We start from the raw sequence: 14,939 nt of genomic DNA, 5'->3' as shown, positions 1-14,939 counted from the left end.
CCTCAAGACATTAAGATTGTGAGAGAAGTTATGAAAGAAAAGGGAATCATAATAGCTGGTTTTGGAGGTCAGGGAATACTTTTTCTTGGAAAGACCATTGCCCATGCGGCGATGCTTTCAGAAAAAGAGGTAACCTGGTTTCCATCCTATGGCGCTGAGATGAGAGGTGGCACAGCAAATTGTACCGTTGTTATATCTGATGAGCTTATAGGTTCTCCAGTTGTGAACGAGATAGATATACTTATAGTTTTTAATGAAGCATCCCTGAAAAAATTTTTTCAGAGATTAAAGAAAGACGGTCTCCTTTTTTATGATTCTTCAGTCATTAATAGCGATGTAATAGCTGGAACTGCAAATTCTGGATTTCCTGTGCCAGCAACCGAAATAGCCGCTAGGGAGGGAAACCCAAGGGGTGCAAACATGGTAATGCTCGGAGCCTTCATAGCTGTAACAGGCATACTTAAAATAGAAGACATCTTCAAAGCACTAGAAGAGACAATACCTCTTTCAAGGATAAAACTCGTTGAAATAAATAAAACACTTATCATGAGAGGTATAGAATACATTGAGAATAAGAAAACCATCAATAAGTGATGTGAGAGAGATGCAGAAGATTATTAATGAATTTGCAAAAAAAGAGGAGATGCTTCCCCGCTCGCTGAATGAGCTATACGAAAACATAAGAGATTTTTATATCTGTGAAAATAAAGGAGAGATTGTAGGTCTCTGCGCCCTCCATATCCTTTGGGAGGATCTTGCAGAGATAAGGTCACTCGCTGTTAAAAGGGATTATCAGAAAAAAGGTATTGGAAGAAGGCTTTTAAAGAAGTGTCTTGAAGAGGCAAAAGGGCTTAAAATTAAAAGAGTTTTTGCGCTGACTTACCATCCTGATTTTTTTATTAAGAGCGGTTTCAGATTAGTCCAGAAAACAGAACTGCCCCAGAAAATATGGGGAGACTGTCTTAGATGTCCCAAATTTCCTGAATGTGATGAAGATGCAGTGATTATAGATTTAGATAATAAAGAAAAATGATTTATTGATTAAATTTTTTAATTTGACCAGAACCTTTCATATATAGTAGCTTTGTATGTTTTCAAAAAAATCTTCGGCTGAGCCTTAGCCAGCTTAAAAATAAAAAAAGGAGGAGTGTTATGAGTGAACTGCCAAAAACACCCTTGCTTGATGAGCTTGAAAAGGGTCCATGGCCAAGTTTTGTAACAGAGATCAAAAAGGCAGCAAAGAAGAATGCAATGGCAAGAGATGAGCTTGCCCAGCTTGAGAAGTCCTACAGGGATAAACGTGGTTACTGGAAGCATGGTGGAATAGTTGGTGTAAGGGGGTATGGTTCTGGAGTTATAGGTCGATATTCATCTCTTCCCGATCAGTTTCCAAATGTTGCTAATTTCCATACGGTGAGAATTAATTCCATAGCAGGCTTCTTTTACACATCAGAGGCAATCAAGATGATGTGTGATATATGGGATAAATATGGAAGTGGCCTTACTAATTTCCATGGTTCCACCGGAGACATAATCCTTCTTGGAACAAACACAGAAAATCTTGAACCTGTATTTGCTGAATTTTCTTCCCGTGGCTGGGACCTGGGAGGCTCTGGTTCAGCAATGAGAACACCGAGCTGCTGTATTGGTCCTGCAAGATGTGAATGGTCTAATATCAATACCCTTGATATAACCTACAGCCTCACACAGGAATTCCAGGATGAGCTTCACAGACCTGCCTTCCCTTATAAATTCAAGATAAAGACAGCTGGATGTGCTGTTGACTGCATAGCATCCATTGCAAGAGCAGATCTCTCGATAATAGGAACATGGAAGGGAAAAATAGAGATTGACCAGGATGCAGTGCAGTGGTATGCAAAGAATGGTATGAATATCCAGCAGGAGATAGTTGACAGATGTCCTACAAAGTGCATGAGTTACGATGGAAAGAACCTCAAGATAAATGATGAGGATTGTTCAAGATGCATGCACTGTATTTCAAAGATGACAAAGGCTCTCAGGCCAACAGGTGAAAGGGGTGCAACCATCCTTCTTGGTAGTAAAGCACCCTTCGTAATTGGAGCAACACTTTCATGGGTAATAATACCGTTCATGAAGCTTGAGCCACCCTATGATCCTCTCAAGGACTTTATCAGAAAGAGCCTTGAATACTGGGATGAATATGGAAAGAACAGAGAGAGGATAGGTGAGCTCATTATAAGGCGTGGCATGAGGGAATATCTTGAATATGTAGGACTTGAACCGGATCCTCGAATGGTCAAAGAGCCCAGGAGGGATCCTTTCTATTTCTGGAAGGAAGAAGAGCTTGTTCCGAATTCAAAACTTTAAAAATTTCAAATAAAGGAGGATAACATGGCTTTACCACAGAGAAGAACAGATATAGGACCACCTCATTATAAGGATTTCTTACCACCTGTTATACAGAAGAATTATGGTAACTGGAAGTACCACGAGGTTCTTGAACCAGGAGTAATGGTTCATGTGGCAAACAGTGGAGACAAGATATGGTCCGTGAGGGTTGCGTCACCAAGGCTTCTTAGCACAGATACACTAAGGGAGATTGCTGATATAGCCCAGAAATACTGCGGAGGTTATCTCAGGTTTACATCAAGAAATAATATAGAGTTCCTTGTATCTGATGAGAAGAATCTTAATCCTCTTAAGGATGAGCTCAAGAAGAAGGGCTATATGATGGGAGGTATAGGTCCAAGGGTATCAAATGTAGTTCACACTCAGGGCTGGATACACTGCCATTCTGCTGCCTCTGATGCCTCTGGTCTTGTGAAGGTCCTGATGGATGAATTGGCGGAGTACTTCACAACCAAGGAGCTTCCAAACAAGGTAAGGCTTGCAGTTCCCTGCTGCGTTAATATGTGCGGTGCGGTTCACTGCTCTGACATAGCAGTTGTGGCTGTCCACAGAAAACTTCCTGTTATCGACCATGAGAAGGTGCCTAATATGTGTGAGATTCCTTCCACAATTGCTGCCTGCCCTACTGGTGCAATTAGCCCCGATCCAGCAAAAAAGAGTGTTAAGATTAAGGAAGACAAATGTATGTACTGCGGTAACTGCTATACAGTATGCCCTCCTATGGAGATTCATGACCCTGAGTTTGACGGCGTGGCTATAGTTGCCGGTGGAAAGGTTGGAAACCTCAGAACTCCACCAAAGTTCTCCAAGCTTGTTGTTCCTTTCATAAAGAATAATCCACCAAGATGGCCAGAGGTAGTAGATGCAGTTAAAAAGATACTCAATGCCTATGAAAAGGGTGCAATGAAGCATGAGAGGGTAGGTGAGTGGATAGAGAGAATAGGATGGGAAAAGTTCTTTAAGATCACCGGTCTGCCATTCACCTATCAGCATATTGACGACTTCTTAATAGCAAGGGAGACATTCAGAACAGCAGCAACATTTAAGTGGTAAAATATAAGGTCAGGGCTTACAGGCCCTGACCTGATTAATTATTAGAAAGGAGGAGCTGGATGGATAAGGCAGAATTAAAGCAGAAGGTTTACAGCCTTGTAGAGCAGTCCATGGGCAAAAAGAAACTCAAACAGTCTGATATAGAGAAGAAGATATCCGAAGAGACCGGTGTATCAAGGCAGGAGGTAAAAGAAGCTCTGAGAGAGCTCATTGATGAAGGAAAACTTATTTACACATACTTCGGTGGAAGTTTTGTAGAGATTCCACCAAAACAATAATTGTTTATAAAGGGTTGTATAAAAGGCAGTTGCCCGGAGCGGTAGACTGCCTTTTTATTGTTAAGACTTTTATGATTATGTTATAATTTTTCATTCAGGGCTTGCTGTAATATTGCGCATCTTTATATTGGGGCGTAGGCAAACGGGCAAGCCAGGAGACTTTGGATCTCCCATCTGGAGGTTCGAATCCTCCCGCCCCAGTAATTAAAGAATCAATAGATTGAGATTGGTTAAAGGAAAATTATGCCCGAGGGAATAAAACTTATAACAGGGAACGCACACAGAAAACTTGCGGAGGAGGTTGCCTCCTATCTGGGAACACCCCTTTGTGATGCCACTGTAACCACATTCAGTGATGGAGAGATAATGGTACAGATTAATGAAAATGTTCGCGGTACAGATGTCTTTGTAATTCAGCCAACCTGTGCTCCTGTTAACCATAATATTATGGAACTACTGCTTATAATGGATGCCTTAAGAAGGGCTTCAGCAAGACGTATAACTGCAGTTATACCATATTATGGATATGCAAGACAGGACCGAAAGGTTCAGCCAAGGGTTCCCATTTCTTCGAGGCTTGTTGCTGACCTCATAACAGTTGCAGGTGCAAACAGGGTTCTTACAATGGATCTCCATGCAGGACAGATACAGGGCTTTTTTGACATTCCCGTTGACCATCTCTATGCGATGCCTGTATTACTTGATTATATAAAGGCGAATTATGATAGCGAAAAGCTTGTAATTGTATCACCTGATGCAGGCGGTGTGGAAAGGGCAAGGACATTTGCAAGGAAACTTGGTTCTTCTCTTGCAATAATTGACAAAAGAAGGGAAAAGGCAAATATCTCCCAGGTGATGCACGTAATCGGAGATGTGAGGGACAAGGATACCTTAATCCTTGATGATATTATTGATACTGGTGGGACAACGACCCTCGCTGCCCAGGCACTTATAGAGCATGGTGCCAGATCAGTGAATGCAGCATGCACCCATGCTGTCCTATCAGGAAAGGCTGTGGAAAGATTGAATTCCTCGCCGATAAAGGAAGTTATAGTAACCAATACCATTCCCCTTGACAGCAAGCAGGAGGCCTGCAAAAAATTGAAGGTCCTCAGTATAGGACCGCTTCTTGCAGAAGCAATAAAGAGGATTCATGAAGAGACATCAATAAGTTCACTTTTTATCTGAAAATGTCTCTTTATTGTTTGTAGAATAAATAAAAAAATTTTTAGGAGGAGTGAGATGGAAAGGGTTTCTGTAAATGCATACAGAAGAGAGGCTACAGGAAAGGGTGTTGCCCGCTCCTTAAGAAGAAAAGGTGAATTACCAGCGGTTATATACAGGGCTGGCACCTCAGAACCAATAAGGATTCCAAAGGCGGAATTCATAAAGATTATCAGACAGACAAAGGGCGAGAATGTCCTTGTGAATCTTCAGTTTCCAGAGGGTAACAGACTCGCTATAATTAAAGACTATCAGCTTGACCCGATTACTGGTGAACTGCTTCACACAGATTTTCAGGAAGTCCTACTGACAGAGACAGTAAGACTAACTGTAAAGGTGATAACAAAAGGTGTGCCAAAGGGTGTTAAAGACCAGGGCGGAATTCTTCAGCATACTCTAAGGGAACTTGAGATAGAGGCTCTCCCGGACAGGATACCCGGTCACATTGAGGTTGATGTCTCAGGTCTTGGAGTTGGTCAATCAATTCATGTATCTGATCTAAAATTAGAAGAGGGCATAAAGATACTTACAGATCCTGAAGAGGTTATAGTTACAGTTACTGCACCTGCTGTGGAAGAAGCAGCACCAGCAGCTCCTGAAATTACTGAACCAGAGGTCATAAAGAAAGGAAAGAAGGAAGAGGCAGAGGAGAAAGAAGAGGGAAAGAAATAATTGTGGCTCATCACTGGTCTAGGAAATCCAGGTAAAAAATATGAATTTACAAGACATAATGTAGGTTTTATTTTTATCGACAGGCTCTCTGAAATTCTCGGTATAAGGCTCAGAGACTTCGGACTTTATATGATGGAAAAGGCTATTTTTAATGGCTCCGATATATTGCTTCTAAAACCGATGACATATATGAACAGAAGTGGTGAGGCAGTCCTAAAGATCTGTAGAGAATTTAATATTCCTCCAGAGAGGGTTGTCGTGGTTCATGATGACCTTGACATGGTTACTGGAAAGGTAAGGATCAGGAGGAAGGGTTCATCGGGAGGTCACAGGGGTGTGCAGTCAATTATAGAGGCAATCGGAGAGAATTTTACAAGACTAAAGATAGGCATTGGAAGGAGCAGGGAATTTCCTCCGGAAGAATATGTCCTCCAGAGATTCACTGCTCAGGAGCTTGATATAATTAATGATGCCATTGAAAGGGCAATTAAGAAACTTCCGGAGATTATATCCCTGGATATTTTGAAAGGCAATAAGGATTTATGTCAGTGAATTATGGAGAAAAACAGGTCTCCCAGAATCTTGACCTGGAGACCCTGAGACACAGTGCTGCTCATATAATGGCCCATGCTGTAAAGAGGCTTTTTCCTCAGGCAAAGCTTGCCATAGGACCTGCCATAGAAAATGGATTTTACTATGATTTTGATATAGATAAACCCCTCAGCCCGGAAGACCTTGAAAAGATAGAAGATGAAATGGAAAAAATAATAAAGGAGGATAAACCCTTTGTAAAAAAGATTCTTAGCAGGGATGAGGCCCTGAAGATTTTTGAAGAACTTCAAGAGCCTTACAAGATTGAACTCATAAAAGAGATCCCCGATGAAGAGGTATCTATCTATGAGGAAGGAGATTTTATAGATCTCTGTAGAGGTCCCCATGTTTCTCGGACAGGTGATGTTAGGGCCTATAAATTGTTAAGTATTGCTGGTGCCTACTGGAAGGGCGATGAAAAGAATAAGATGCTCCAGAGAATCTATGGCACAGCCTTTTTTACAGAAAAAGAGCTAAAGGATTATCTTGATTTTCTTGAGGAGGTCAAAAAGAGGGACCACAGAAAACTTGGCAAGGAGCTGGACCTTTTCAGTATCAACGAAGAGGTCGGTCCTGGTCTGGTTCTCTGGCATCCCAATGGTGCAATCGTAAGGAAGATTATAGAAGATTTCTGGAGGGATGAACATCTGAAGGCTGATTACAGGCTTCTTTATACACCTCATATTGCAAGGCTTGAACTCTGGAAGAGGAGCGGCCATCTGGATTTCTACAGAGAGAACATGTATTCGCCAATGGAGATTGAGAACATACTTTATGAATTAAAACCGATGAACTGTCCCTTTCATATTACTGTATATAAAAGTCAGCTCAGAAGTTACAGGGATTTGCCGCTTAGATTTGCTGAGCTTGGCACAGTATATAGATATGAGAGATCCGGTGTACTTCACGGTCTTCTTAGAGTAAGGGGCTTCACCCAGGATGATGCCCATATATTCTGCAGAGAGGATCAGATAGAAGAAGAGGTTCTTCATGTCCTTGATTTTACACTTTATATTTTAAGAACCTTTGGTTTTAATGATTATGATGTCTATCTTTCCACAAGGCCGGAAAAGTATGTAGGAACACCTGAAAACTGGGAGAGGGCAACCAATGCCCTCAAAAGGGCTCTCGAGATAAAAGGCCTGAATTACTCCATTGACCCTGGTGAAGGAGTCTTTTACGGACCAAAGATTGATATAAAGGTAAAGGATAGTTTAAATAGACCCTGGCAGTGTAGCACCATACAGGTTGATTTTAATATTCCTGAGAGATTTGATATTACCTACAGGGGAAGTGATGGAAAGGAACGCAGGCCGATAATGATTCACAGGGCTTTAATGGGTTCAATTGAGAGATTTTTTGGTATACTTATTGAGCATTACGCTGGTGCTTTTCCATTATGGCTTGCTCCTGTTCAGGTTGCTGTTCTCACCATTGCTGAAAGGCATAATGACTTTGCAAGAGAATTTTATAAATTACTCCGTAAAAATAATATCCGTGCGGAGCTCAGATCAGAGAATGAAAAGATAGGTCACAAGATAAGAGAATGCACTTTAAAGAAAGTGCCCTATATGGTTATAATAGGTGATAAAGAGGTTTCAGAAAAGAGATACACTGTAAGAAAGAGAAGCGGCGAAAATATTGGACCCTTTGAGGCAGAGGAGTTTATCTCTTACCTTAAAGAGGAGATTAAAGCAAGGAGGTGACTTTCATAGAAAAGGATATCAGAGTAAATGAGGCTATAAGAAGGAGTGAGGTCAGGCTCATTGATGTTGACGGAAGCCAGCTTGGGATTGTGCCTATTAAGGAGGCACTTGCCATTGCGAGGGAAAGAGGCCTTGACCTTGTAGAGGTAGCTCCCAATGCCAATCCACCTGTATGCAGAATAATGGATTATGGCAAGTACAGATACCAGATGCAGAAGAAGTCTCACCAGAAAAAGACGATAGAAGTAAAGGAGATAAAACTGAGACCCAGGATAGATGATCACGATTTACAGCTTAAGGCAAAGAGTATAAGAAGATTCCTCGATGATGGTAACAAGGCAAAGATAACCATGATGCTCAGAGGAAGAGAGGCAACAAGGCCGGATCTCGGGATGAAGGTCTTTGAAAAACTTCTTCAGATGATCGAGGGTAAATATACAGTGGAAAAAAAGGCAACCCTTGAAGGCAGCAACATAACAATGGTTATTGCACCGGGAAAATAGGATGAGTGATTATTTTACTAAAGCGGATGCTGAAGAGTTCAAAGAAGAGCTGAAAAGATATCTCGGTATTCTTGCCGAGGATTTTCAGCACAAACTGAACTTTGTAATAGATGCACAGGAAGATATAAAACGCTTGATCAGGACTACTAATGAAGAGACCAAGAGGGAATTAAGGTCAGAATTCAAGTCAGGATTGAAGGAGACAGAGGAAAGACTCAGGTCAGAATTTAGTAATGGCTTGAATAAGGTTGAGAAAGAGGTATCAGAGGTTAAAAACAGGTTAAATACAGTAGAGGTAGAGGTTGGTGAAATAAAGGTCAGGTTAAATAAGGTTGAAGTAGATGTGGTAGAAATCAAGACAGGATTAAGCAAATTAGACAATGAGGTGGCTGGTTTTAAAAAAGAGCTTTCTGAGCTAAAGACAGAAGTAATCTCACACAGAGAAAGCACAGAGATCAGACAGATAAAGAAGAAAAAGAAGACATAAAGGAGGTCAGAATGCCCAAACTTAAGACTCACAGTGGTGCAAAAAAGAGATTCAAGGTCACAGGAACAGGTAAGATAATGAGGAGAAAGGCTAACAAAAGCCATCTCCTTACAGGTAAATCTTCAAGAAGAACAAGAAGACTCAAAGAATCTGCTCTTGTTTCAGAGAGCGACTACAAGAACATCAAGAGACTTTTACCCTATTCTTTTTAAGGAGGAACAGATATGCCAAGGGCAAAGGGTGGTTTCAAGACGAGAAGAAGACATAAAAAGATCCTTGAACTTGCAAAGGGTTATTACGGTGCCAGGAGTCGTTCCTATAAGGTAGCAGCAGGAGCTGTTGAGAAGGCACTTCAGTATGCCTACCGAGACAGAAGGGCAAAGAAGCGTGAGATTCGTGCCCTCTGGATAGTGAGGATAAATGCTGCAGCAAGGGCCCTCGGTATCACCTATGGGAAACTCATGGAAGGACTCAGAAAGGCAAAAATTGAGCTGAATAGAAAGGTACTTGCAGATATGGCATTAAACGATCCAAAGGCCTTCCAGAAGATAGTTGATACAGCAAAATCAGCACTCAGCGCCTGAGATATTTGCTCTCCTTTTAGCTTATTAACCTATGGAAAATCCTGAGATTCTGAAGGAAGAGTTTGAACAGGAATTGAAGGCCCTTTCACAAAGAGAGGGCCTTTCAGCATTAAAAGCCCGTTATCTCGGCAAAAAGGGCATTATTGCTGAGGCAATAAAGGCACTCCAGGCCCTTCCAAAAGAGGAAAGGCCACTTCGAGGCAAGATCCTCAATGAGCTTAAAGAATATATTGAAAGAAGGCTTTCTGAAAAAGAAAAAGAACTTGCCGAGGCTGAATATTTTAAAAAAATCACATCAGAAAAGATAGACATAACCATTCCAGGAAGGATACAGAGATTTGGAGCAGAACATCCCCTGACGAAGACTTTAAGAGAGATTATAGATATATTCTCATCAATGGGCTTTTCTGTGGAAGAAGGACCAGAGGTTGAGCTTGATTATTATAATTTTGAGGCACTTAATATCCCAAAAGACCATCCTGCAAGAGATATGCAGGATACCTTTTATATTACAGATGAGATACTTTTAAGAACTCACACCTCACCTGTACAGATAAGGGTAATGGAAAAGAAAAAACCACCTCTCAGGATGATTGCTCCTGGAAAGGTCTATCGCTGTGATGCTGATGTTACCCACAGCCCCATGTTTCATCAGGTTGAAGGTCTTATGGTTGGTGAAGATGTTTCTATGGCAAATCTAAAGGCAGTACTTGAATTATTTCTCAGAGAGCTCTTCGGTCCCCAAACACCTATCAGATTCAGGCCGAGTTATTTTCCCTTTACAGAGCCCTCTGCAGAGGTTGATATAGGATGCCTCTTCTGCAGCCAGCAGGGCTGCAGGATCTGTAAAAACTCTGGATGGCTCGAGATCCTCGGAGCAGGAATGGTCCATCCAGAGGTATTCAGGGCTGTTGGTTATGACACAGAGAAATATACCGGGTTTGCCTTTGGCCTCGGAGTAGAGAGGATTGCAATGCTTCGTTACAGGATAGACGATATAAGACTTTTCTATGAGAATAATCTCATGTTCCTGGAACAGTTCTGATGAGGGTACCCCTAAGCTGGATAAAAGAATTTGTTTCTTTTGAGTCATCAGCCGGTGAGATTGCCTCAAGGCTTACCATGCTCGGTCTTGAAGTTGAATCCATTGAAGAGAATGCTGGAGATATTATCTTTGATATAAGTATTACACCAAACAGAGCAGACTGCCTATCTGTAGCAGGAATATCAAGAGAAGTATCAATTGCCTTCAGAAAGAAATTTATAGAGCCCAGATTAAAAAGGCCTTTGGCTTCAGTATCTGAAGGTCCTTTCAGAATAATCATAGATGATCCGGTCCTCTGCCTCAGATATACAGCAAGGATAATAAAGAATGTAAGGGTCAGCGAATCACCTGATTGGTTGAAAAGAAGGCTTGAGCAATGCGGCCTGAGGTCTATAAACAATATAGTTGACATTACCAATTATATACTCCTTGCCTACGGTCATCCCCTCCATGCCTTTGACCTTGATACTTTAAGGGGAAATCTCATAAGAGTCGCTCTTTCAGGCAAAAAAGATAAGATAAAGACCCTTGATGGAATAGAAAGAGAAGTTCCAGATGACACATTACTTATCTGGGATGGTGAAAGACCAGTTGCAATTGCTGGTATCATGGGTGGTCAGGAAACAGAGGTAAGGCATGATACAAGGAATATATTGCTTGAGGCAGCCTATTTCTCACCTTACTCTATAAGAAAAAGCTCAAAGAGGCTCGGACTCAGGACCGAGTCATCCTATAGATTTGAAAGGGGTACTGATATAGAGGGACTTCTTTTCTGCGCAGATAAGGCAGTGGAATTAATCCTTGAGCTTGCTGGTGGTGAACTCATACAGAGTATTGATGAGTATCCTAATAGATTCAGACCTGTTGACATAAGAGTACGGGCAGAAAGGATAAAATCCATAATTGGTGAAGATATACCCGCTGAAGAGATAAGGAAAATTTTTGAACTACTGGGTTTTGAGACAAGAACTGATGGTAAGGACTTTATTGTAAAAAGTCTTTCAAGAAGACCTGATATAAATAAAGAGATTGACCTTATAGAGGAAATAGCGAGGATAAGAGGATACGAAAAAATACCTTCTATCCTTCCAGAGGTAAAAATAAGCTTTTCAGTGAATAAAAAGCTTCATGATACAGACCTCATAAGGACAGCCCTGCGGGCAAGGGGATTTTCAGAGGCAATAAATCTCAGCTTTATGGATCTTGAAGAATTCAAAAAACTTTCACTTCCTGAAGAAGATTATAGATTCCGTGCTGTTGAACTCAGGAACCCCCTCAGAAAGGAAGAATCCTTTTTAAGGACGAACTTAACACTTTCCCTTCTTAAAAATCTCAGGACAAATATAAGATATGGAATAAAGGAGGTCTCGCTTTTTGAGATAGCAAGGGTATTCTTCAGAAAAGATAATTCCCTTCCAGATGAAAGACTCCACCTGGGAGCTATCTACTGGAAGAGTCCGAGACCCCTTCTGTGGAAGGAATCTATCAATCCCTATTACATCATCAGGGAGATAATAGACGGTCTATTTAATGAATTCAGGATCTTGTTCTTAAATTAGAACCATCTGATGAGCCCTTTCTCCATCCAGGCCAGTCAGCAGATATATTCATAAAAGAAAAAAAGATAGGCTTTCTTGGCGTACTTTCTCCGAAGATAGTCGATCATCTAGATTTAAAGACAGAATCACCTGTAGCTGTACTTGAGATAGACCTCGATTCACTTTTCATCCACAGAGGCAGTACACCTCTATTTAAACCCATTCCGGTCTATCCCTATATTGAGAGGGATGTGGCTATGATTGTAGAAAGCGATATAACCGCTCAGTCGCTCAGAGATGCAATCATGGCCTATCCATCAGAGCTCATCGAGTCTGTTACTATCTTTGATTATTTCAGAGGTGGAAATATTCCTGAAGGTAAAAAGAGTATTGGCCTAAGAATTCGCTACAGGTCAAAGGACAGGACCCTTACAGAAGAAGAGATTGAGCAGCTACACAAGGAGATTATTGAACTCCTTATAAAAAGGACCGGCGCTATTATCAGGTCATAAATGAGACCCTAAAAGAAATAATTACTGATTACTATCCTCTTTCACAGAATATCCTGCTTTTGTAATTGCAGCTATCAGGTCTTCTTTACCACAGTCACAATCTACCCTTGCCCTTCCAATCTCTACCATTAAAGATTTTACACCCTTAACAGACTCGAGAGCCTTTTTCACCCTCATTACACAGTGCTGGCAGCTCATACCCTCAATCTTCAGTTCAAACTCTGGCATCAAAACCTCCTTAATAAATTTCCTTACCAGTATCTTAACCTTCCCACATCAATGTGGATAAAATCCTTATACTTTCCAACTCCTCCTGCCTTGAAGGATTTAGCCCTTTCATAGAGCTTTCTTATACTGAAAGAGGGCAGGTAAAAATCTATTGCCTTGCCATATAAATGAAGACTATTCTTTGAGACATTTCTTCCAGCATTTATGAGATAATCGTTATAAACCTTAGATCTGTAACCTGATATAATGTGAATCTTCTCATTTCTGCTAAAAGAATCCTTTATACTGCATAAGAGGTCTATAACCTTTAAGTCTATCTCTTTTATTTCTTCAGTATAGGGACAGCGGAGTAAATAATATATATCCCTCAGAGCAGCTTGATCATATTTTCCATCCTTAAAATATCTTATTAAGGCATACTCACCTGAATGAATATTATAAAGATGGAGAATTCTATCCTCTGTATTAGAATATGCAAGTTTAAACTTACCTAAAAAAAATGATGCAGCTGCAGCCTTCAGAAAGGTCCTTCTTGTTATATCTGACCTCCAAATTTTATGGAAATATATTATTTTACGGTGCACTTTCATTTAAATACTATGGTGTCTTGCCCGTAATTCTTACTCTCGGTCCCTCTTTGAGAAAATGAAATTTTCCATCATCCTCAATGGGAGAGATAACCCATTCAAAAAGCCTTTTTGCATCCTGCAAAACAGGATCTTTCGGATATTTATAATATCTTTTTTGCATCTCTTCATCGTATAGCCCAACACATCCATGAGAAGCAGGATAACCTGGCATGTCTCTACCATGTATCCAGTAGCCCACACCATTTTTGCTTACATAAAATCTTAAACCATAATGCATTGGATAGGGTATATTTGTATTTTCTATTACATAAAGGGATGATCTATGGCGGCTGTTATAGGCATCAATCCTGAAGTCTCCCTTTGGTGTTTCATTATCCTTCTCGCCTGTTATCGCAGGAGCTGAGAATACAATCCTTCCGTATTCATAGGCACCCAGGAATTGCTCTGAGAGGTCAATGAGAATGAACTTCGGTTCATCCTTTGCAGGTTCATAGTATTCTGGCATAGGAGAGAAATTCTTTATCTCATCCAGATTATAGGGTACCTTGATCGACACTCCAGTATATACATGGCGTCTGTCTATCCTGTTAAATCTCGCTACATCTATCCATCTATCTCCGAAGAGACCTTCGAGGGTTTCACCCTTTTTTATCATGTAACAGTACCAGGCGATTCTTGAATCACTGGGATATTTTATATTGCATGGTGAACGGTAAATATCACCTGAAAGCTCTGATGAGCCTGCAAGGAAGATAATAATTATTAAAAAAAATATCTCATTATATCTTCTCATCGTCAGATAGCTATAATAAGGTTCATGTTAAAAAATTTTTGAAAACCAAAAAATTATAGCAGAAAGTTCATTAAGTATCTACTTTAACCAATTTTTAGTTACATGAATTTTATTAGACCTTTCCATGTTATGCAATCTTCATCTGCGAGGATGAAAATGACCATTTAATTGGCTAAAATAATCTTAGCCATGAAACTCCTTATCACTGGAAGACCTGGTATTGGAAAGACAACCATCTTAAGGAGACTTTCACTGAAGTTTAGGGATCTTAAGCCTTCTGGTTTTTACACAGAGGAGATAAGGGAAAGGGGTATCAGAAAGGGCTTTGTGATAAAGAGAGTTGATGGTTCAATGGCAGGCATTCTGGCTGGTGTAGATATAAAGAGTCCTTATAGGGTGGGAAAGTATGGTGTGGATATAGAGGCTTTTGAGAAATTCCTTTCTGAAAGTGAGGGTGAAATCCTTGCTTCAGCAGTCGTTCTTATAGATGAGATAGGAAAAATGGAGTGTTACTCAAAGAGGTTCATGGAGCTTATAGAAAAACTTCTTTCTACTGATAGATTATTGATTGCTACGATAGCGGAAAAGGGTACAGGTTTTATAGAGGCTCTTAAAAAAAGAGATGGTATTCAGATCATTTATATTACAGAGCAAAACAGGGATGCAGTAGTTGAAGAGCTTGCAGAGACTGTGATGAGCCGATTTAAAAATGATTTAAACAATAATCCTGATTCTCCTGTTTAA

General features: G+C 40.5%; 20 protein-coding genes and 1 tRNA gene. 18 read left to right on the top strand and 3 right to left on the bottom strand.

From position 1 onward, the window contains the following. Nucleotides 1-30 precede the first annotated feature (30 nt). The 17 genes from N2257_01700 (at nt 31) to N2257_01620 (ending at nt 12,584) form a co-directional block, all read left to right on the top strand. Nucleotides 31-594 (top strand): 2-oxoacid:acceptor oxidoreductase family protein, encoded by a 564-nt coding sequence (locus tag N2257_01700; GenBank protein ID MCX7793111.1) that lies wholly within the window; start codon nt 31-33, stop codon nt 592-594. Continuing rightward, nucleotides 566-1,033 (top strand): N-acetyltransferase, encoded by a 468-nt coding sequence (locus N2257_01695; protein MCX7793110.1) that lies wholly within the window; start codon nt 566-568, stop codon nt 1,031-1,033. The genes N2257_01700 and N2257_01695 overlap by 29 nt, the downstream gene beginning before the upstream one ends. A 119-nt stretch (nt 1,034-1,152) precedes the next feature. Beyond that, the gene (dsrA, locus tag N2257_01690) at nt 1,153-2,349 is read left to right on the top strand and encodes a dissimilatory-type sulfite reductase subunit alpha (protein ID MCX7793109.1); all 1,197 of its coding nucleotides are present in this window, start codon (nt 1,153-1,155) and stop codon (nt 2,347-2,349) included. Between the two features lie 24 nt (nt 2,350-2,373). After that, the gene (dsrB, locus tag N2257_01685; protein MCX7793108.1) at nt 2,374-3,444 is read left to right on the top strand and encodes a dissimilatory-type sulfite reductase subunit beta; all 1,071 of its coding nucleotides are present in this window, start codon (nt 2,374-2,376) and stop codon (nt 3,442-3,444) included. A gap of 59 nt (nt 3,445-3,503) precedes the next feature. Continuing rightward, nucleotides 3,504-3,722, top strand: coding sequence for a GntR family transcriptional regulator (locus N2257_01680; protein MCX7793107.1), 219 nt, complete (start codon nt 3,504-3,506; stop codon nt 3,720-3,722). A 128-nt stretch (nt 3,723-3,850) separates the two neighbouring features. Continuing rightward, nucleotides 3,851-3,923, top strand: a tRNA-Gln gene (locus N2257_01675). A gap of 42 nt (nt 3,924-3,965) precedes the next feature. After that, nucleotides 3,966-4,910 (top strand): ribose-phosphate pyrophosphokinase, encoded by a 945-nt coding sequence (locus N2257_01670; GenBank protein MCX7793106.1) that lies wholly within the window; start codon nt 3,966-3,968, stop codon nt 4,908-4,910. A gap of 54 nt (nt 4,911-4,964) precedes the next feature. Further along, entirely contained in the window at nt 4,965-5,618 is a 654-nt protein-coding gene (locus N2257_01665) for a 50S ribosomal protein L25 (protein MCX7793105.1), read from the top strand. Next, nucleotides 5,619-6,170, top strand: coding sequence for an aminoacyl-tRNA hydrolase (gene pth, locus N2257_01660; GenBank protein ID MCX7793104.1), 552 nt, complete (start codon nt 5,619-5,621; stop codon nt 6,168-6,170). Then, a complete protein-coding gene (gene thrS / locus N2257_01655; protein MCX7793103.1) occupies nt 6,161-7,915 on the top strand; it encodes a threonine--tRNA ligase in 1,755 nt (584 codons plus the stop codon). The genes pth and thrS overlap by 10 nt, the downstream gene beginning before the upstream one ends. After that, nucleotides 7,912-8,418 (top strand): translation initiation factor IF-3, encoded by a 507-nt coding sequence (gene infC / locus N2257_01650; GenBank protein MCX7793102.1) that lies wholly within the window; start codon nt 7,912-7,914, stop codon nt 8,416-8,418. Before thrS ends, infC begins: the two co-directional genes overlap by 4 nt. A 1-nt stretch (nt 8,419) precedes the next feature. After that, a complete protein-coding gene (locus tag N2257_01645) occupies nt 8,420-8,905 on the top strand; it encodes a hypothetical protein (GenBank protein MCX7793101.1) in 486 nt (161 codons plus the stop codon). 11 nt (nt 8,906-8,916) lie between these two features. Continuing rightward, complete coding sequence (gene rpmI, locus N2257_01640) at nt 8,917-9,117, top strand: 50S ribosomal protein L35 (GenBank protein MCX7793100.1); 201 nt, start codon at nt 8,917-8,919, stop codon at nt 9,115-9,117. Nucleotides 9,118-9,129: 12 nt separating this feature from the next. Further along, complete coding sequence (gene rplT, locus N2257_01635) at nt 9,130-9,489, top strand: 50S ribosomal protein L20 (GenBank protein ID MCX7793099.1); 360 nt, start codon at nt 9,130-9,132, stop codon at nt 9,487-9,489. Nucleotides 9,490-9,520: 31 nt separating this feature from the next. Next, a complete protein-coding gene (gene pheS / locus N2257_01630) occupies nt 9,521-10,534 on the top strand; it encodes a phenylalanine--tRNA ligase subunit alpha (protein MCX7793098.1) in 1,014 nt (337 codons plus the stop codon). Then, nucleotides 10,534-12,093, top strand: coding sequence for a phenylalanine--tRNA ligase subunit beta (gene pheT, locus N2257_01625; GenBank protein ID MCX7793097.1), 1,560 nt, complete (start codon nt 10,534-10,536; stop codon nt 12,091-12,093). Before pheS ends, pheT begins: the two co-directional genes overlap by 1 nt. A gap of 218 nt (nt 12,094-12,311) precedes the next feature. Then, complete coding sequence (locus N2257_01620) at nt 12,312-12,584, top strand: hypothetical protein (GenBank protein MCX7793096.1); 273 nt, start codon at nt 12,312-12,314, stop codon at nt 12,582-12,584. Between the two features lie 21 nt (nt 12,585-12,605). On the opposite strand, the gene N2257_01615 is transcribed toward N2257_01620, so the two are convergent. Genes N2257_01615 through N2257_01605 form a run of 3 tightly spaced genes read right to left on the bottom strand, consistent with a single transcriptional unit; the run spans nt 12,606 to nt 14,195 of the window. Then, the gene (locus tag N2257_01615; GenBank protein ID MCX7793095.1) at nt 12,606-12,812 is read right to left on the bottom strand and encodes a cation transporter; all 207 of its coding nucleotides are present in this window, start codon (nt 12,810-12,812) and stop codon (nt 12,606-12,608) included. Nucleotides 12,813-12,835: 23 nt separating this feature from the next. Continuing rightward, nucleotides 12,836-13,396, bottom strand: coding sequence for a DUF882 domain-containing protein (locus N2257_01610; protein MCX7793094.1), 561 nt, complete (start codon nt 13,394-13,396; stop codon nt 12,836-12,838). Between the two features lie 13 nt (nt 13,397-13,409). Then, a complete protein-coding gene (locus N2257_01605) occupies nt 13,410-14,195 on the bottom strand; it encodes a L,D-transpeptidase (protein ID MCX7793093.1) in 786 nt (261 codons plus the stop codon). A gap of 189 nt (nt 14,196-14,384) precedes the next feature. Here N2257_01605 and N2257_01600 point away from each other — a divergent pair, with 189 nt between their 5' ends. Next, nucleotides 14,385-14,939: an NTPase gene (locus tag N2257_01600; GenBank protein MCX7793092.1), complete on the top strand. Its 555-nt coding sequence runs from the start codon at nt 14,385-14,387 to the stop codon at nt 14,937-14,939.

The organism is Thermodesulfovibrionales bacterium (assembly GCA_026417875.1).
In the GTDB taxonomy this organism is placed as follows: domain Bacteria; phylum Nitrospirota; class Thermodesulfovibrionia; order Thermodesulfovibrionales; family CALJEL01; genus CALJEL01.
The sequence above is the reverse complement of the archived record's forward strand: the minus strand, read 5'-3'. Positions and strand labels throughout refer to the sequence as shown.